At 37.0% G+C, this 18,529-nt stretch carries 17 protein-coding genes; 10 read left to right on the forward strand and 7 right to left on the reverse strand.

The features are described 5' to 3' along the window. Positions 1-58 precede the first annotated feature (58 nt). From MRZ19_RS07180 to MRZ19_RS07200, 5 genes are all read left to right on the forward strand, one after another. On the forward strand, positions 59-817 hold the full coding sequence (locus tag MRZ19_RS07180; protein ID WP_291031619.1) for an NAD+ synthase: 759 nt from the start codon (positions 59-61) through the stop codon (positions 815-817). A 10-nt stretch (positions 818-827) separates the two neighbouring features. Beyond that, entirely contained in the window at positions 828-1,958 is a 1,131-nt protein-coding gene (locus MRZ19_RS07185) for an aminotransferase class I/II-fold pyridoxal phosphate-dependent enzyme (RefSeq protein WP_291031620.1), read from the forward strand. 7 nt (positions 1,959-1,965) lie between these two features. Further along, positions 1,966-2,865, forward strand: coding sequence for a tetraacyldisaccharide 4'-kinase (locus MRZ19_RS07190; RefSeq protein WP_291031621.1), 900 nt, complete (start codon positions 1,966-1,968; stop codon positions 2,863-2,865). Between the two features lie 92 nt (positions 2,866-2,957). Continuing rightward, positions 2,958-5,609, forward strand: coding sequence for a phosphoenolpyruvate carboxylase (locus MRZ19_RS07195; protein ID WP_291031622.1), 2,652 nt, complete (start codon positions 2,958-2,960; stop codon positions 5,607-5,609). 59 nt (positions 5,610-5,668) lie between these two features. Next, positions 5,669-7,054: a cation:dicarboxylase symporter family transporter gene (locus MRZ19_RS07200; protein WP_291031623.1), complete on the forward strand. Its 1,386-nt coding sequence runs from the start codon at positions 5,669-5,671 to the stop codon at positions 7,052-7,054. A 2-nt stretch (positions 7,055-7,056) separates the two neighbouring features. On the opposite strand, the gene MRZ19_RS07205 is transcribed toward MRZ19_RS07200, so the two are convergent. Both MRZ19_RS07205 and MRZ19_RS07210 read right to left on the reverse strand, forming a co-directional pair. Beyond that, on the reverse strand, positions 7,057-8,109 hold the full coding sequence (locus tag MRZ19_RS07205) for a DNA adenine methylase (RefSeq protein WP_291031624.1): 1,053 nt from the start codon (positions 8,107-8,109) through the stop codon (positions 7,057-7,059). Further along, positions 8,106-8,780 (reverse strand): restriction endonuclease, encoded by a 675-nt coding sequence (locus MRZ19_RS07210; RefSeq protein WP_291031625.1) that lies wholly within the window; start codon positions 8,778-8,780, stop codon positions 8,106-8,108. The genes MRZ19_RS07205 and MRZ19_RS07210 overlap by 4 nt, the downstream gene beginning before the upstream one ends. A gap of 119 nt (positions 8,781-8,899) precedes the next feature. Between MRZ19_RS07210 and MRZ19_RS07215 the strand changes: the two genes are divergently transcribed. Continuing rightward, the gene (locus tag MRZ19_RS07215) at positions 8,900-10,408 is read left to right on the forward strand and encodes a Na+/H+ antiporter NhaC family protein (protein WP_291031626.1); all 1,509 of its coding nucleotides are present in this window, start codon (positions 8,900-8,902) and stop codon (positions 10,406-10,408) included. Between the two features lie 4 nt (positions 10,409-10,412). On the opposite strand, the gene selB is transcribed toward MRZ19_RS07215, so the two are convergent. Genes selB through MRZ19_RS07240 form a run of 5 tightly spaced genes read right to left on the reverse strand, consistent with a single transcriptional unit; the run spans position 10,413 to position 15,401 of the window. Beyond that, a complete protein-coding gene (gene selB / locus MRZ19_RS07220; protein ID WP_291031627.1) occupies positions 10,413-12,239 on the reverse strand; it encodes a selenocysteine-specific translation elongation factor in 1,827 nt (608 codons plus the stop codon). Further along, positions 12,224-13,663: an L-seryl-tRNA(Sec) selenium transferase gene (gene selA / locus MRZ19_RS07225; protein WP_291031628.1), complete on the reverse strand. Its 1,440-nt coding sequence runs from the start codon at positions 13,661-13,663 to the stop codon at positions 12,224-12,226. Before selA ends, selB begins: the two co-directional genes overlap by 16 nt. Then, entirely contained in the window at positions 13,615-14,685 is a 1,071-nt protein-coding gene (gene leuB / locus MRZ19_RS07230) for a 3-isopropylmalate dehydrogenase (RefSeq protein ID WP_291031629.1), read from the reverse strand. The genes selA and leuB overlap by 49 nt, the downstream gene beginning before the upstream one ends. Next, complete coding sequence (locus MRZ19_RS07235; RefSeq protein ID WP_291031630.1) at positions 14,672-15,184, reverse strand: 3-isopropylmalate dehydratase small subunit; 513 nt, start codon at positions 15,182-15,184, stop codon at positions 14,672-14,674. The genes leuB and MRZ19_RS07235 overlap by 14 nt, the downstream gene beginning before the upstream one ends. A 1-nt stretch (position 15,185) precedes the next feature. Next, positions 15,186-15,401 carry a hypothetical protein gene (locus MRZ19_RS07240; protein WP_291031631.1) on the reverse strand — a complete coding sequence of 72 codons (216 nt, stop codon included), beginning with the start codon at positions 15,399-15,401 and terminating at the stop codon, positions 15,186-15,188. Between the two features lie 122 nt (positions 15,402-15,523). On the opposite strand from MRZ19_RS07240, the gene modA reads away from it, so the two are divergent. Genes modA through MRZ19_RS07260 form a run of 4 tightly spaced genes read left to right on the forward strand, consistent with a single transcriptional unit; the run spans position 15,524 to position 18,239 of the window. Next, on the forward strand, positions 15,524-16,288 hold the full coding sequence (gene modA / locus MRZ19_RS07245; protein WP_291031632.1) for a molybdate ABC transporter substrate-binding protein: 765 nt from the start codon (positions 15,524-15,526) through the stop codon (positions 16,286-16,288). After that, positions 16,281-16,688 carry a molybdate ABC transporter gene (locus MRZ19_RS07250; RefSeq protein ID WP_291031633.1) on the forward strand — a complete coding sequence of 136 codons (408 nt, stop codon included), beginning with the start codon at positions 16,281-16,283 and terminating at the stop codon, positions 16,686-16,688. The genes modA and MRZ19_RS07250 overlap by 8 nt, the downstream gene beginning before the upstream one ends. Beyond that, positions 16,681-17,349, forward strand: a complete 669-nt coding sequence (gene modB / locus MRZ19_RS07255; RefSeq protein ID WP_291031634.1) for a molybdate ABC transporter permease subunit — start codon at positions 16,681-16,683, stop codon at positions 17,347-17,349. Before MRZ19_RS07250 ends, modB begins: the two co-directional genes overlap by 8 nt. Continuing rightward, positions 17,346-18,239, forward strand: coding sequence for an ATP-binding cassette domain-containing protein (locus MRZ19_RS07260; RefSeq protein WP_291031635.1), 894 nt, complete (start codon positions 17,346-17,348; stop codon positions 18,237-18,239). The genes modB and MRZ19_RS07260 overlap by 4 nt, the downstream gene beginning before the upstream one ends. The last annotated feature ends 290 nt before the right edge of the window (positions 18,240-18,529 follow it).

Here is an 18,529-nt window from a genome sequence, read left to right on the forward strand (position 1 = left end):
GATTTTTTTAAAAATTACATTGAGTAGAGATTTTGCGTGATTTTATAGGGAGGCTTTTGTGAGAGATTTTGAAACAATTGTGCAAAAACTTATTGCATTTATCCAAAATGAAGTTACAAAGCGTGGATTTAATGCGGTTGTTTTTGGATTAAGTGGTGGGATTGATTCTGCGGTGGTAGCTAGGCTTTGTCAGCTTGCTTTTAAGGAATCGCATAAAGCTTTAATTCTTCCTGCAAAACAATCTAGCAAAGAAAGCTTAGAACACGCCTTGGAGCTTTGTGGAAAATTTGGAATCCAAAATGAAATTCTTAGCATTGCAGGTCTCCAAAACGCATTTTTAGAGACTTTGCCAAATCTTGCACAATCTCAAATGCGCTTAGGCAATCTTAGTGCTAGGCTAAGAATGATTTGTTTATACGATTATGCCTTTGGAAATGATGCTCTTGTTGTTGGCACAAGCAATAAATCTGAGATTTTACTGGGTTATGGCACGATTTATGGAGATTTAGCTTGTGCAATTAATCCTATTGGAAATCTTTATAAAACGGAAATTTATGGGCTAGCAAAGGTGTTAGATATTCCACAAAATATTTTACAAAAGCCGCCAAGTGCAGATTTGTATGCAGGGCAGAGCGATGAAGCAGAGCTAGGATTTTCCTATGCAATCTTAGATAGAATTATGTTACTATTGCACGAAGGAAAGGATGATGTAGCGATTTTGCAAGAAGGTTTGCCAAAGGAAGCATTGCAATTAGTTAAAGTGAGAATGCAACGCTTTTTATTTAAGCAAAAAATGCCAACGATTGCGCAAGTTTAAAGGAAATAATATGCGAAAAATTCCCTATTTTATTCCAGATATTACTAAAGCAGAAAAAGATGCAATCCATCGCGTGCTAGAAAATCCTAGTTATGATATTGTCAGTGAGTTTGAAGAGGAATTTAGGAATTTTATTGGAATTGAATATGCCATAGCTACACTTAGTGGGACAACAGCATTTCATTTGTGTCTATTTGCTATGGACATTAAACGGGGCGATAAGATTATTTGTTCTGTAAATTGCCATCCTATGTTTCCAGAAATTATTCGTCATTTTGATGCTGAACCAATTTTTGTGGATATTGAAGAGGATACTTTTTTTATGTCCTTTGAAAAATGTAAAGAAACAATTGAAAAAATGGGTGTCAAAAAACTGCGCGCCATCATTGTTAGCCATACAGCAGGACAAGCTATGGATACAGAACCTTTCTTTGATCTTGCACAAGCGCATAATATTAAAATTATTGAAGATGCAACAATGGCATTAGGGCTTACCCATAATGGTGTGAAAATTGGTGCGAAAAAGAGTTTTGCAAGCATTTTTAGCATCGTGCTTGATGCCTTTAATCCTGTTGCGCAAACTGGAGTTTTAGCTACGCAAGATAAAGAGCTTGCTGAAGTGGCAGTATTGTTGCGCTATCACGGCATTATAAGTGAAAAAACAACCTCCACACGCCCGCAATATTTGTATGATGTTGTGGGAATTGGGAATAAATACAATGTAAGCTATCTTGATGTTGCCCTTTGTTTAAGTCAGCTTAGACGCATTGATTATATTATTAGCCGCCGCCAAGAGATTGCAAGATATTATCGTAAGAATTTAGAGAGTGTGCCGCACATTTCACTTCCTGTGGTTAAAAGCGAGCATACCTTTTTGCATTTTATTATTAAAGTGGATAAGAATCGCGACCATTTTGCAAAGGAGCTTAAAGAATGTGGAATCGAAACTGCATTGCATTTTGTGCCAAACCATTTATTAACTTATTATAAGACAAAATACAAATATAAGATTAGCGATTTTCCTGTTGCGCTTAAGAATTATCAGCAGATTTTAAGTTTGCCAATTTACAGCGCAATGCAACAAGCAGATACGGATTATGTGTGTAAGCAAGTCTTAAACCTTGCTAGTGTGCGTGTGTAAGGGATAAATGCGTAAAAGGGAGCGGTATTTTTATGCCCCAAGTGGAATCCAAAAACTTCTAGCCTTTGTGTTGCTGCCCTTTAGTTTTATCTATTGTGCCATTGCGACATTAAAGCGCAAGTTTGGGTGTTTTAGGGATTTTGGGATTCCAATTATTAGTGTGGGGAATTTAGTGCTTGGAGGCAGTGGAAAATCGCCCTTTATTATAGAAATTGCAAAGGATTATGCAGATGCGTGTGTGATTTTGCGTGGATACGGACGCAGGAGTAAGGGGTTAAGGATTGTGAGCCTAAAAGGTGCGGTGCAAGAGAGTGTAGAAAATGCAGGGGATGAAGCAATAATGCTAGCAAAAGCCTTGCCAAATGCAAGCGTGATTGTGAGTGAAAAGCGTGCAGTTGGAATCCAAAAAGCCAAAGAATTAGGGGCTAAAGTTGTATTTTTAGACGATGGATTCCGCTTTAAGTTTAAAAAGCTAAACATCCTTTTGCAACCTCAATTAGAGCCTTATTTTAGTTTTTGTATCCCAAGCGGTGGATATAGGGAATCTAAGCGTGCATATAAGGAAGCAGATATTGTGGCTAAAGAAGGAGTGGATTATCAACGGCAAGTAGAGTTAGTGCAGGCTACTCCTAAAATGCTACTTGTAACAGCAATTGCAAATCCGATGCGTTTAGATGAGTATTTGCCAGATGTGGTAGGAAAGATGGTGTTTAAAGACCATTCCTTTTTTAAGAAAGAAAAGATTTTAAAGGAATATGAACGCTTAGGTGCAACTTCTTTGCTTGTTACGCAAAAAGACGCCCCAAAGCTAGAAGGCTTTGGTGTGCCTCTATCGCTTTTACAATTGCAATTAAAGATTAATCCGACAATTATAGAGCGCATTAAAGATTATGTTGCAAAGGTTTAGAGGGATTTAAAACGATTAATTTTACATAGATTTTTCAAGCCTTTTACTAAAAAGCGTTATAATGTTAAAACTCTCTCTAAAAGGAATCGCAAATGTATAAATCTAAAGAAATAAAATTTATTTTTACTTTAATGCGGGAACAATTAAATGCTGTTGCTCCAAAGATAGAGCCATTATTTGTGGCTTTTAAAGAAGGATTTAGCAAAGATTCCAACTCTTTAAATGCACTAAGCGCAGAAGACATTTCTAATCTTATTAAGGCATTCACACTTTATCAAATGCTATTAAACATCATTGATGAGAAATACCATTTAAGCACAATGCGAGAAGATAGAATCCAAACTACACTTACAGAGCTAAAAGCACAAAATTATGATGCAAGTGATCTTCAAGAAGTGCTAAAGAAAATGCGATTTTATCCTGTTTTTACAGCACATCCTACGGAATCTTTACGGAGAACATTTTTAGAGAGTTATCACGAGATGAGTGATGACTTAGAAGCTTTGTTTAAATTTGGAGATTTAAAAGCAAAAGAGCATTTAAAATATCGCTTAAATTTGCTTTGGCATAGCCACATCGTAAGGAGCGAGAAAATAGGGGTTTTATTTGAGCTTGATAATTTGCTTTACTTTATGGAAAGTTCTATTTTACAAAGTGCTATAAATACTCTTAGAGAAATTCAAAATGCCCTAGAGATTTTAGGAGATAAAAAGATATTAAAGAAGTCTCCTATTAGACTTGGAAGTTGGATTGGTGGGGATAGAGATGGGAATCCTTATGTAACAAATGCTGTTATGCTTGAAGTGATGAAGCGCCAGCATGAAACAATTATCCATCAATACTTAAAGAGAATTGATAAGTTGGGGCGTGAATTATCCATAGCACAGGATTGCATTGCTCCTAGCGAAGCTTTAAGGGATAGTTTAGAAGCAGAAAAAGAGCATTTAAATGCTTTGACAAAAAAAGCTTTTTTGCAAGAACCATTCCGTGCAAAATTGAGTTGTATGCGCCAAAAACTACAAAATAGAATCTTAGCTTTAAATTTGCCCCAAAGTGCATTGAGTGAAAATAAACCTTATATGTATGTCAATTCTAAGGAATTTATTAAGGATATTGATATGCTAATAGACTCTTTAGATGCGCGCAGTAGCTTGTATTTAAAAGAGCTAAAAAACCTTGCATTGCTTGCGGGATTCCACTTAATGCAGCTTGATTTTCGTCAGCATAGAGATGTGTTTTGGAATGCCTTAGCAGAGATTTTTTCCCATTTAGGCTATGTGCAGGGTGATTTACTGCTTTTGCCAGAGAGTGAGAGAACAAAGATTTTAAATGCTGCATTAGATGCACCATTGTTGGATTTAAATCTGCTCTATGGCAAGTTAAGCGCGCAAACACAAGAAACCTTGCTAGCTTTTGTGCATTTTAAATGGGCAAAAGATAGGATTAGTGATGATATTATTGATTCTTGCATTATTTCAATGTGTCAGAGTGCAAATGATTTGTTATGCGTGCTATGGTTTGCAAAGCAAAGTGGATTATGGCGCAAGGGTAAGAGAACGCGCATCTCTATTTCGCCGCTTTTTGAAACCATTGGAGATTTGGAATTTGCACCAAAAATTTTGCGCGAGCTATGTGCAAATCCGCATTATAGTGAGTATTTGCAATCGCGTAAAAATTATCAAGAAATTATGATTGGTTATTCAGATTCTAGTAAAGATGGTGGAATCTTTACTAGCAATTATGCGTTGCGTAAAGCCATTGAAAATCTAATGGTGTTAGAGGATGAATTAGGGATTAAATTTAGATTATTTCACGGAAGGGGAGGAAGTGTAAGCCGTGGTGGGGGTGCATTAGAAGATGCGCTTTTAAGCTCTCCTATTAAAAGTGTAGCAGGGTTTTTAAAAACCACAGAGCAAGGGGAGGTGATTAGTGCGAAGTATTTAAGCCCCAAAAAGGCGGAATCTAGTTTTAATAGTGCGCTTGCAACTTTGCTAAAGAAGTCTGTTTATGATAGATATGGCAAACAATGCGATAAAGAGAGTTTTGATTTTGATAAGATTTTGCAAAGCGTGAGTGCGGAATCGTATAAGGCTTATCGTAAGCTTGTGTATGAGAGTGAGGGTTTTATAGAGTATTTTAAGCAGGCAACACCCATTTATTTTATCCAGCAATTAAACATAGGCTCGCGCCCAAGTAAGCGTAAGGATACGCAAAATGTAGAGGACTTGCGCGCGATTCCTTGGGTGTTTGCTTGGACACAGAATCGCTCTATTATTCCTGCTTGGTATGGGCTTGGAAGTGGCTTAGAGGAAGCATTCAAAGCAAGTGGAGATAGAGAGCTTTTTAGACGATGTTATAAGGAGGATTTGTTTTTTAAAACCACGATTGATAACATCTCGCAAGCTTTTTTGAAGGTGGATTTAGACATTGCAAGGCGTTATAATGCTTTTGTAGAGAATGGGGAATTGCGTGAAAGAATTTGGAGTTTGATTGAAGCAGAATACCATCGCACGCTAGAGTGGCTATTGTATGTGCGCAATGAGGAGCATTTGCTAGCAAGCGAGAAGTTGGTGCAAGAATCTATTTTTCTTAGAAAACCCTTTTTAACTAGTCTTAGCTTTTTTCAGCTTTATTTAATGCGTGCTTATAAAGAAGCGCAATACAAAGAACAAAAAGAGCGCATTGCAAAGCAGATTGTTACAACTATTGTTGGAATCGCACAAGGAATTAGAAATACAGGGTGATTTTGCTTGTTTTAATATTATAATTGCGTTTTTAAATGTCTTTTGTAAAGGAAGTCTTTATGGATTATGCGTTTTTTAGCCACTTTTTGCAACTCTCTAGTCCGCAAACTTTGATAATTTTGAGCGTTCTTGTTGGAATCTTTTTTGTGATTAAAAAGATGTATGATAGGCAGATTAGCTTTTCTTTGAGAATGCTTTTCGCGCTTTTTGTTGGGCTTTTATTTGGCTTTATCTTGCAACACTTAGCGGATTATCCTAATGCAAATGCTGCAAAAGAAATTATTTGGTATGCAGAGGCAAAGCATTGGTTTGCGTTTTTTAGCGCAGTGTTTGTAGCTTTCATTAAAATGTTAGTGATTCCACTCATTTTTGCTTGCATTGTGAAGGTAATTATAGAAATTGATAAAGATATTAAAATCTCTTCCTTGCTTGGAGTGAGTCTTTTTTGGATACTTTTTAGCACGGCTTTAGCAGCAATTGTTGGGTTAAGCTTGGCAGTTGTGTTTGATTTAGGAGAAAATATCGCTTTAAGTGAAGGTGCAAGGCAGATTAGAGAAATCACAACACTAACAAGCATTTTGCAAAATCTAATCCCTAGTAATATTATTAATGTGATGAGCAAAGAGAATATTATTGCTATAGTGATTTTTGCTTTTTTAATTGGAATCTGTGCAAAAAGTGTTAGCAAAAATGCAAAATATGAGAAGTCGTTTAAAAGCTTTAGAAATCTTGTTAAAACTTTCTATGCGATTATGATGCAAATGACAGGGGCGGTGATTCACTTTATGCCTTATGCTGTGGTGTGTATGATGGCAAATGTGCTTTTAAGCAATGGTTTTGAAGCCATTAAAATTGTGGGGATTTTTATTGTTTTAACTTATGTAGCGATGTTTGTGATGTTTGGCGTGCATTTTGTGTTATTGCTCTTACAAGGGCTAAATCCCTTTATTTATTTCAAAAAAGCCTTTCCTGTGTTGCTTTTTGCCTTTAGTTCGCGCTCAAGCGTGGCAACCTTACCTCTTAGCATTTCTACTTTGCAAGATAGATTTGGAGTCTCTTCAGCCGTGGCAAATTTTGTCGCAAGCATTGGGACAACAACAGGGTTAAATGGCTGTGCGGGGTATTTTCCTGCAATGGCAGCAGTGCTTGTTGCAAATTTACTAGGCGTGCAGATTGATTTTAGCTTTGCACTGATGATTGTTTTAGTGGCAGTGCTTGGCTCACTTGGGATTGCTGGAGTTCCCGGAAGTGCAACAATGGCAGCTTCAATTATGCTAGCTGGAATTGGTTTTGGAGAGAATTTTATGCTGCTTAGCCTTGTCTTAGCCGTTGATCCCATCGTAGATATGGCACGCACAGCAAGCAATGTTTCAGGCGCGATGACTTCTGCACTTTGCACAGCAAAAAACCTAAAAGCCTTAGACAAAACGCTTTATAATCAGTAGAATTATTCCTTACGCAAAATATGCAGATATTCTAGTGTGGAATCTTGTTTGTGGGTTCTGCTAGAATCTGCTTTAAACCTTTGGTGTTTTTGCACGACATTGCTGTATTCGCCATATTTTGATAAGATTTCTCGCAAAGATTCCAAACTTAAAAGCCCTTCATTATTGTAGCTTAAAAATATCCATTCAAATTTTGCGTTTTTAATAAGAGATTCTAACGCACTTGCAACTTCTCTTTTTTTACAATACGCACTTTTTTCATATTCTCTTAAACCTGTTTTTCCACGCGGAATGAAGTTATCATAAAGGGCAATAGTATTTAGCAAGTGATAGTTTGCTCCATATTCTCTAGCATTATATGGGGGGTCAAGATAGAGAATATCGCCTTTTATTTTTTGAATAAGAGTGTTAGAATCTGTATTAAAAACACAATTATTTTGATTAGAAATTAAAAAATCAATAGGCTTTAGTATTAGTGGAATTAAAGCAGATTTTTTAAGGGATTTTAAAAATGCTCCATACACAGAAGCGGTGTTTGCCACTCTATCTGCGGATTCTAAAAGGGAGGCAAGCAAATGAAAGTAAGTGTTTTGTGTAATTGCTCCACTTTTGCGCCAATGCTCTATTTTTGTGCGGATTGCATCAATTTTTGCACCATTATAATCGCTAAAATATTGTCTTTGAAATTCTTTGTTTTTAAAGTCAATTTTATTGTTTTCAAAGCGCGTATGCCCTAGACAATAATGCTTGTAAATTTTCCCTTCAATAGGTGGTGTTAAAGCATTAGAATTAAGTTCATCAAATAGCTTTTCTTTATCCTTAATTTCTGTATTATTAGCAATGTAATTTTGATTTAAGACAAAACTATAATATTCCTTATCATTTGAAATCATTTGCTTAACTTTGGGCTTAAATAATCTTCCAACCGCTCCAGTGCCTGCAAATATATCACAAAATACGCAATCAACAAGGGGCTTGCTATGTTTTTGCAAAATGGATTCCATATTTGCTTGTAAAAAGGGCAGTAACTTTATTTTTGAGCCAATGTAATTCAAAAGTCCTCTCCATAAAGCTTTTGGAGAATATTTGTAGAAACTTCTTGTGTAATTTTGACAACACAGGCTTTGCGATACGCTACAGGGTCGTATTGATAACAGCCCACACAGCCTAACTCTTCTGTGTAATTTTCATCTCCTTCATAAAAATCATAAGGATTGCCTTTAATGTTTTTGGCACTCCAACGCTTATTGGTTTCTTTGCAGGTTTTGCAAATTTGTCGCTTTATGTCATTTGCTGCCTTAGATAATGGTTGAAAATCCTCTAAGCGTTGGTCTTGCAAAGATGCAACGCGCATATCATTTTTGCGTCCATCTTTATGGTCTATCTCTATGGTTGTATTTTCAGATTTGCCACATACACCTAGCATCACGCATTTTTGATTTTTGTAAAAATTTTTAATATCTTGCCTTATTGCTTGATTAAAAGTTTCTTGTATATTAAATCCATTAAGTCTAATTCTATCAATCGCATTACCTTTTGTTTGACTCTTATCAAATTCTACATTGTATTTTTTGGCTAGAGTTGAGCTTTTTCTACACCAACTTCCACCATTTCCAAGTGCTAAATTTTTATAATTTCCGATAAATTCATTCACGCTTACCCAGCGAGATACCCCATTTTTGTTAGGTTTTGCAAGTTCTAAAAATAATTCTATTTTGCTTGACATTTTTGGATTCCTTATTACATTTTTAATCTTTACAAATTTAAAAAATGCTAATTTTACATAAATTTAACCATACTTGAAAAAAGCGTTTGTTAGAATTGTGCCTTTACAAAGGAGAAAAAATGTATGCAGATTCAGCCTTAAGTCTTGTTGTGCCCATTATAGTGATTGTTTTGGTGTTTATTACAAAGCGGGTGGTTTTATCGCTTTTTATTGGAATTGTGGTTGCTGGAGTGATGCTAAAAGATTCCTTATTTGAGATTATAAACTATGTGTTTTCTACGATTTCATCGGTGTTTTATAGCGATGGAGAAGTGGAAGTTTCAGCGATTTATGTCTTTGGATTTTTAATTCTGCTTGGTGTTTTAACAGAGTTGTTGAAATGTTCTGGTGGAATTGCGGCATTTGTAGCGTGGGCTAGACAAAAGGTTAATAACCCTAGAAGCTCGGAGTTTTTGGCGTTTATTGCTGGGATTGTGATTTTTATTGATGATTATTTTAATGCTTTGAGTGTTGGGCAAATCGCCCGCCCGCTTAATGATGCAAATCATTCTAGTAGAGAGCGTTTGGCGTATATCATTGATTCCACTTCTGCACCGATTTGTATTTTGATGCCAATTTCAAGCTGGGGGGCGTATATTTTAGGGATTATGGGTGGTGTGTTTGGTGCGGATAAAAGCTTTAGCATTCTAGCAAATAGCATTGTTGGGAATTTTTATGCGTGGTTTGCCTTGCTTGGGGTATTTTTGACGATTCTTTGGCGGATTAATTTGCCCCAAATGGTGCAATATCAAAATGTTGGCGTGCAAGAGTTTGAGGAGATAAAGGAGCATAGTGGAGGGAGTGTGTGGCTTTTGCTTCTGCCGCTTGGGGCATTGTTTGTGTTTGTGGGATTTTTTATTTTTTATAGCGGATATAGAGTTGTAGGAACTTTTGATTTAATCGCAATGCTTTCAGAAGCGCAAACAGGATTTGCACTCTTTTGGGGAGGGGCTTGTGCGCTTTTTGTAGCGGTGGTTTTGGCGTTTAATAGAATCTTAGCAAATGAGTATTGGTTGATTCTTAAAGATGGCTTTTTGCTAATGTTGCCTGCAAATTTGATTTTGATTTTTGCTTGGGCGATTGGTCCTGTGATTAAAGGGGATTTGCAAACAGGAGTGTATCTAGCAAATTTAAGTAAGGAATTATTAAGCGATGGAGCACTCTCTGCACATATTGTGATTCCAATTATTTTATTTGTTGCTTCTAGTTTTATTGCTTTTTGTACAGGCACTAGTTGGGGGACATTTGCGATTATGCTTCCCATTGGGGCTGGGATTGCGCTAAGTAATGATGTGAGTTTAAATCTTGCTGTGTGTGCTGTGCTATCTGGTGCTGTGTATGGGGATCACGCATCGCCGATTTCTGATACAACGATTTTATCAGCCACAGGGGCGGGTTGCTCTGTGCATAGCCATTTTGTTACGCAATTTCCTTATGTTACAAGTGTTGCTTTCATTGCCTTGTTGTCTTTTGGGATTGCAGGGTATTTTGATAATTTGCTAGCGGGCTATGTTTTTGGGATTCCTGCTTTGATTGCATTATTTTGGTTATATAAAAGAATCTTTAAGGGAAATGTTTTGAGTGTGTAATGTGTTATTTAAACCTGCGCTTGCCATTGTCATTTTCTATGTCTTCAAAGTGATTAAGATAGTCTAAATAAGCAATGAGATATTTGCGGCTTAGATTTAAATGGGATTTCAAATTATTTAAATCTAAATAGCCTTCTTTTTTGATGATTGTACGCATAAGCTCTAAAAGCTTGGTTAAATGCTCTGTGCAAACAAAAAGCTTATGGCTTAGGCGTAGAATCTTTTTTTCATTTGTTAAGCGTTTAAAGATTGCATCACCACTTTTTCTATCAATATCTAGGCTATCATAGAGATTATAGGGTGCAAGGGGTGCGTAGCCTTGATGATGCAATGCGTTGTAAAGGGTTGTATAAAGATAGTCTTCAACGCTTTTTGTGTCTTGTAAGGAATTTTTAGGCGATACAAAAAAGGATTCCAACTTCCGTAGCATTTTTTGCGCTAAAAGTTCATTGAGAACATCAAAGGCAAATTCTTCTGCAATAAAGTTTTGTTTTTGATGGAGAAGGGTTGCGCTTAAGAGTGCATTGGGGTTTTTAGCTAAAATCTTTGCAATCATTTCTTTTACAAGTGCTCTAGTATGCTTTGGATATGCGATGAGTGCTTTTTCACACACGAAGCAATGCGGAATCTCTTTTGCAATTGCTAGGGCTTTGCTTTGTGGAATTCTAAAGCGTTGCATTGTGCCAATTAAACCCACTCCTTTTTTATGTGCTTGGAGTAAAATGCTAAATGCGCCTTTAAAATCACCATTGCTTAGAAATTTTAGATATTCTAGTTTTTGGGATTTTTTCATAGGATCTATAATGGGGCTTAAAACCTTTCCACCGCCTAGTGTTTGAGTATCATCGCGCAAAATAAAGCGTTCATTAAAAATGCTAAAGAGTGGAATTTTAGTTTTTAGTGTGGCAAATTTTTTATTGGAATCCAAAAATAACACGCGACAAGTTGTGCGTAATGCTCCTAAATAAAGCATTGTTTCACTATTGTGTTGCACATCACTAAAGCTTTCTAGTTCCACTTCAATTCTATCAAATCCGCGCAAATAGCCCTTTTTGGTGAGCAAATAGCCCCGTTTAAGCTGATGGTGAGAGATTCCTTGGAGATTGATTGCCACGCGCACACCATTATAGGCAATTTTTGTGTTTTTATTATGGCTTTGGATGTCTTTGATATTAAGATTACACTCTAAATTACAACACCATATTTTATCTTGTGTGCTTAAATCCCCATCCATTAGCGTGCCACTTACCACGCATCCTAAACCTTTAATGCTAAAGGAGCGATCTATGTAATAGCGGAAAAACCCTAAGTTTTCACGCTTAAGTTTTGGGAGTGAAAAAAGCGTGCTTTTAAGTGTTTCAATGCTAGTTTTATCATAAATAGAAGCATTTAAAAGGCGATATTTTAAGCCTTGAAAATTAGAAAAAAGCATTGCAATTTCTGCTTCGCGCTTTTTTAATGTAGTATTTTTTACCAAATCGCATTTGCTTAACACGACAATAAAATCCCTAATCCCAAGCAAATACGCAATTCTTAAATGCTCTAAAGTCTGGGGCATTACCCCTTCATTTGCGGCAATAACAAGCAAGGCATAATCTATCCCAAACGCTCCTGCAATCATATTTTTCACTAATTTTTCGTGTCCGGGAGCATCAATAAAAGCGATGTTTTTATCCCTTTGTGTGAGATTTGAAAAGCTTAAATCAAGTGTGATTCCACGCTCTTTTTCACTTGGTGTGCCATCACCCCAAAATCCATTAAGTGCGGCAATTAAGCTTGTCTTTCCGTGGTCAATATGCCCCATTGTGCCAAGGATTAAATGTGTTTGCATTGTAGTTCTTTGTGTAATGCGCAAAAGGATTCCACAATTTGCACTAAATCTCCTTCTAAAAGTGTGCGCACATCTAAAATCAAAGCGGAATTTTCTAAGCGAGCAATGATTCTATGGTTGCGTAAATGTTGTTCTAATTTTGTTGCATCAAGCTTTAAGAAATTTAAGTCTTTTGCATAAAATGCCACACCAAAGGATTCTAAAGAATGGTTTGGCATTGCTCCACCACCGCTATAACTTTTAGTTGGAATCACTTTAGGCTTAAAGCAAGGCGGAATCCCTTTTGCTAATTCTTGTGCTAAAGTGTGTAAGAAATCCTTATCCCTTAAGAGCATTTGTAGAGTTGGAATCGCTTTAACATTGCCTTGTAAATACGCATTGAGTGTCGCTTCAAGGGCTGCAATGGTGAATTTATCTGCGCGCAACATTCTTAAAAGTTGGTTTTGCTTAAGCTTATTGATGTGTGCTTTTTTGCCAAGGATAATCCCTGCTTGCGCTGTGCCTAAAAGTTTATCTCCACTAAAGCTTATAAGACTTGGATTAAGCGTGCAAATGCTTTGCAATGAAGGCTCAAATCCTTTAAATATGGAATCTAAAATGTCAAAATATCCGCTTCCTAAATCATAATAATCTATCAAATCACACTCTTTTGCAAGGGCTATAAGCTCTTTAAGCTCCACCTCCTTGCTAAAACCTGTAATGGTATAGTTAGACTTGTGCACCTTAAAGAGCATCGCACTATCTGTGTTAATGGCGTCTTTGTAATCTTTTAAATGGGTTTTATTTGTTGTGCCAACTTCGCGCAAAATTGCCCCAGAATCCTCCATAACGCACGGAATCCTAAAGCCTCCACCAATTTCTATTAGCTCCCCGCGTGAGATAATCACTTCCTTGCCTTTTGCAAAAGTGTTTAGGATTAAAAACACAGCAGCGGCATTGTTATTCACAACTAGCACATCTTCAGCATTTAAAAGCGTTTTAAAAAGCCTTTGTAGATGCAGATAACGCTCACTTCTTTTGCCGGTTTGTAAGTGATATTCTAAGTTGTTGTATTGCGTTAAAAGAGGCTTGATTTCTTCTAGGATTTCTTCTGAAAAGACACTTCGCCCTAAGTTTGTATGCACCACAATCCCCGTAGCGTTAATGAGTGGCTTTAGGGATTTTTGTGTAGCGTTTTGATACAGCATTATAATGCGCTTTATACAACTCTCAAAGTCTAGTAATTCCCCGCCCTTTAATAATTCTTGGCGATAGCTGTCTAAAAACTCTAAAGTTAGCCTTTTTAAAAGGTTTTGGTTTGGTGTTTGTAATTTTGCATTGAGTGCATTTAGGAGTTTATCTGTTTTTGGAATCTGTTGTAAAAGTGTTTGCATTTTTAGAGTTTTGTAATTTTCTTCGCTATCACACTCCCAATACGCTCGCAATTGCACACTTCTTTTGCGCCATAATCTGCAATGTCTTTTGTGCGGAATCCTTCTTGTAGCACTTCTTCAATTGCCTTTTCAATCGCTTCTGCTGCTTGCATTTGTCCTAAAGAGTAGCGTAGCATCATAGCGGCACTTGCAATAGCTGCAATTGGATTTGCAATGCCTGTTCCTGCAATATCTGGCGCACTTCCGTGGATGGGTTCATAAATTGCTGCTTTTGCGCCAATAGACGCACTAGGGAGCAAGCCAATAGAGCCACTTAGCATACTTGCTTCATCGCTTAAAATATCTCCAAAAAGATTGCCTGTTACAATCACATCAAATTGCTTAGGATTCTTAATTAATTGCATTGCTGCATTATCCACATACATATGGCTTAACTCTATATCTTGGTATTCCTTTGCCACTTCGCTGACAACTTCACGCCACAGCTGACTAACATCTAGCACATTTGCTTTATCCACGGAGCACACTTTTTTCTTGCGTTTTCTTGCCGCAACAAAGGCTGTGTGGGCAATGCGCCTAACTTCATCAACACTATACACCATTGTATTAAAGCCCCTATCCCTATCACGCCCCTTTGGTGTGCCAAAATAGATTCCACCAATTAGCTCACGCACCACTAGAATATCTACGCCTTCAATCACTTCAGCCTTTAGCGTGCTAGCATCAATGAGAGCATCATAAACCTTAGCAGGGCGGAAGTTTGCAAAGACTTCTAAGCTTTTTCTTAAATCTAATAATCCACTCTCTGGGCGTAACTCGCGCGGCAAATTATCCCATTTCTCACCACCAATTGCACCAAAGAGTGTAGCATCTGCTTTTAAGCAACCTTCAATGGTTTCTTTAGGCAAGGGAGTGCCTGTTAAATCATACGCAATTCCGCCCATTAAATAATCTTCAAATTCTAAGTTAAAGCAAAACTTCTCTGCAACAACCTTTAATACCTTTAAGGCTTCATTAATCACTTCAGGTCCGATTCCATCGCCTTTAATCACAGCAATTTTATAGCATTGCATTAGAATTTCCTAGCTTGTTTTTCGCATATGGGATTAATCCGCCGCTCTCTAAAAGCTCTAGCATAAAAGGCGGAATCGCATTGAAAACATAATCACAATTTTGCGTGTGGTTTTTAATCACACCGCCTTTTAAATCAATCTCTAAAACATCGCCTTCCTTAATGGAATCTGCTTCTTTAATCTCTAAAATGGGTAAGCCTGTGTTAAAGGCATTGCGATAAAAAATACGCGCATAACTCTTTGCAATCACAGCACTAATCCCAGCAGCTTTAATTGCCACAGGTGCGTGTTCTCTACTAGAGCCGCAACCAAAGTTTTCGCCTGCTACAATAATATCGCCCTTAGTAATGGAATCCACAAAGCCATTTCTAGCATCTTCCATTAAATGCGAGGCTAGGATTGCAGAATCTGTTGTGTTTAAATAGCGTGCAGCAATGATTAAATCTGTGTCTATATTGTCCCCAAACTTCCACGCCTTTGCGTTTTTGATTGCTTGCATTTTAGTCCTCATAGACTTCAAGCTTTGTGCCATTCCAATACCAATCTTTGCTAAAAAGCATTTTTTTACAAGATTCTGGCACTTTTAGGAAAAATACTCTTTGTGCATCTATATCATTTGAGATTAGAGCGTGTTCAATCCCTAAGATTAAGTTTTCTTTTGAAACTTTGACATTCTCTACTAAGACATTGCGTGTTTGTTGATTAATAATTGTCATTTTCTCTCCTTAGCATAAGGGATTATTATAACAAAAGAATTAATGAAATAATTTAAATAAAACTTATGCGCATTCAAAATATAATGCTAATGTAAATAAAATTGGTGATGAAAGGAGGGAAAATGTTAAGCAGAATCAAAAAGGCGATTGTTGTTGGGATTTTGGGAGTGGTTTTTAGTGTTAATGCACAAGCAGAAGAGATTAAAGTGCTAGCAGCAGCTTCATTAAAATATGTGCTAGAAGAAATTAAGAGTGATTTTTTAGTCAATAAAAAAGACGATAAAATTGAGATTTCTTATATTTCAAGTGGCAAAGCTTATGCGCAAATTAAAAATGGTTTTTCCGCACATTTATTTGTTTCAGCAGATGTGAGCTATCCTGCAAAACTCTATGAAGAAAAGCTAGCCCCAAGCAAAGAGGAGATTTATGCGAAGGGAAAATTAGTGCTTTGGAGCAATGATGAGAACTTTAAAATTAAAGAATTTAGCGACATTTTAAATCCTAAAATCACGCATATTGCGATTCCAAACTCTAAACTTGCTCCTTATGGCAGGGCTTCAGTGGAGGCACTAGAGGCTACAAAAATGCTAGAAAAAGTGCAAGCGAAGTTTGTAATAGGGGAGAGCATAGGGGCGGCAACAACTTATGTGGAATCTAAAAATGCGCAAGTGGGATTTACCGCTTTATCCGTGCTAGGAGAGGGTGGGATTAACACGCCTACAATGAGTTTTATTGTGATTGATGAAAAGCTTTATAAGCCCATTTTACAAGCACTTGTGATTACAAATTATGGCAAAGACTCTAAGCTTGCTAAGGATTTTAAAGACTATATTCTAAGCAAAAAGGCAAAACAAACATTTATCAAATTTGGATATAGTGTTGAATAGACTTAAAGGCATCTTAACGCATTTTGACGCACAAGAAGGGATTTTGCGCCTTTGTGTGCGCTTGTGTGATGATGCTAAAAAGTTGGAATCGCAAATGCTAAATGTGCTTTTGTTAGAGGATTCCACATTTTTAGAGCCATTTTTACAAAAAACCTTAAAATTGTGCTTTAAAGAAAGCAGCGTAATTGTAGGCTTAGAGCTAAAGGGCTTGCACAATACCTTTAAATCCAAAATTTTAGACATACAAACAGACACACTCTTTGCAAGGCTAGTGTTAGAAGTGCAAAATAGCGCAATTGCCGCCTTGTGTCCGCTTGATTTTATTAAACAAAATGCTTTAAAAAAGGGGGATTGCGTGAAGTGGCACATCCCTGAAAATGCTGTGATGCTCTATGCTTGAGGGCTTTTTTCTCACAATGCTTTTAACGCTTAAAGTAGCGTTAATAACGACCTTTGTACTTTTTATCCTTGCAATTCCGCTAGCATATTTTCTAGCCTTTAATAAAAGCAAACTGACACCAATTTTAGAAGCCATTGTCTCAATGCCCTTAGTGCTTCCACCTAGTGTTTTGGGCTTTTATTTACTCATTGCCTTTAGTCCGCAAAGCTTTTTGGGCAAGTTTTTGCTAGAAACTTTTAACCTTAAGCTTGTCTTTAGCTTTGAAGGGCTGATTGTAGGCTCTGTGATTTTCTCGCTTCCCTTTATGGTAAATCCCATTCAAGCAGGATTTTCTGCACTTCCTAAATCGCTTTTTGAAGCAGCTTTAACACTTGGAAAAAATCGCCTTAGCATTCTTTATGCTGTGTTATTACCCAATATTTCACGCTCACTGCTTGTTGGAATTGTGGTAACTTTTGCACACACCATCGGTGAGTTTGGCGTGGTGATGATGATTGGAGGAAATATACAAGGCGTTACACGCGTAGCAAGCATTGCGATTTATGATGAGGTAGAATCGCTAAATTACGCCCTAGCGCATCAATATGCTTTGACTTTGTTTGTGGTTACATTTTTGATTTTACTTTTGACTTTTTATTTGAATAAAAGAGGGGCAAAGTGATTGTTTTAGACTTTGAAAAACGCCTTTTAAGTGCGCAAGGTGAGATTGTCTTAAAAGTGGATTGCACCCTTAAAGAGCAGGATTTAATCACGCTTTTTGGAAAAAGTGGGGCGGGTAAAACAACGATTTTAAGGATTCTAGCAGGATTAGTTGAGCCAGATTTTGGGCGTGTGCAAGTGGGGGATAAAGTTTGGTTTGAGAAGGCAAAAGAAGCAAGAGGGGCTAGTGTAAATCTCCCGCCACAAAAACGCTCCATAGGCTTTGTCTTCCAAGACTACGCACTTTTTCCTAATATGAGTGTGGAGGAGAATTTACGCTTTGCCTTGCCCAAAGGGGCTGATAAAAAAAGGGTTGTAGATTTGCTAGAAATCACAGAGTTACAAGCCCTTGCTAAACAGAAGCCAAACGCGCTAAGTGGAGGACAGCAACAAAGAGTGGCTTTAGCTAGAGCATTGGTTAGAAACCCTGAGATTTTGCTCTTAGATGAGCCATTTTCGGCTTTGGATTCCGTGATGGCGCATAAACTTCAAAAGGAACTCTTAAAAATCCATCGCCATTTTAATCTCACCACATTTCTAGTCAGCCATAATTTTAACGAAGTGTTTTTTCTCTCAAACTTCGTGCTATTTATTGAAAAAGGAAGCATACACAAGCAAGGAAGCCCGCATTCTGTGTTTTTACAAGATTTGCCTAGTGGGAAATTCCGTCATAGCGGTGTGGTGCTAGAGATTAAGAAAAGTGGGCTAGTGTATGTTTTAAGCGTGCTAATTGGTAATGAAATCGCACAAATTGTTGCACAAGAAGAGGAGGTAGCGGGCTTAAAAAGTGGCAATTGTGTAATGCTCTCTTCAAAAGCGTGGAATCCTGTTGTAACTAAAATTAATCTATAACGTCTTAAAACTTAAAATCGCATTTGGATTCCGTGTTTTGGCGTTTAGTTTCTTAGTTGTTTGAATTTCTTGCTTGTTAATTTCTTATTTTTTGAATTTATTGGCTTAGGTTTTTGACTTGTGAATCCTTTGCTTTTTAGATTTCATACGCAATAAGGAAGAAATCGCTTGTCGATTTCAGGTTCTCCTTTTCTTGTGTATGAAATTTAAAAAGTAAGGGATTTTTAACTTTAACTTAAATTGTGTTTGCGTAACCCTTTGGAATTTTAAATTTTAGATTCCATATTAGC

The organism is Helicobacter sp. (genome assembly GCF_022770205.1).
Lineage (GTDB): Bacteria > Campylobacterota > Campylobacteria > Campylobacterales > Helicobacteraceae > Helicobacter_D.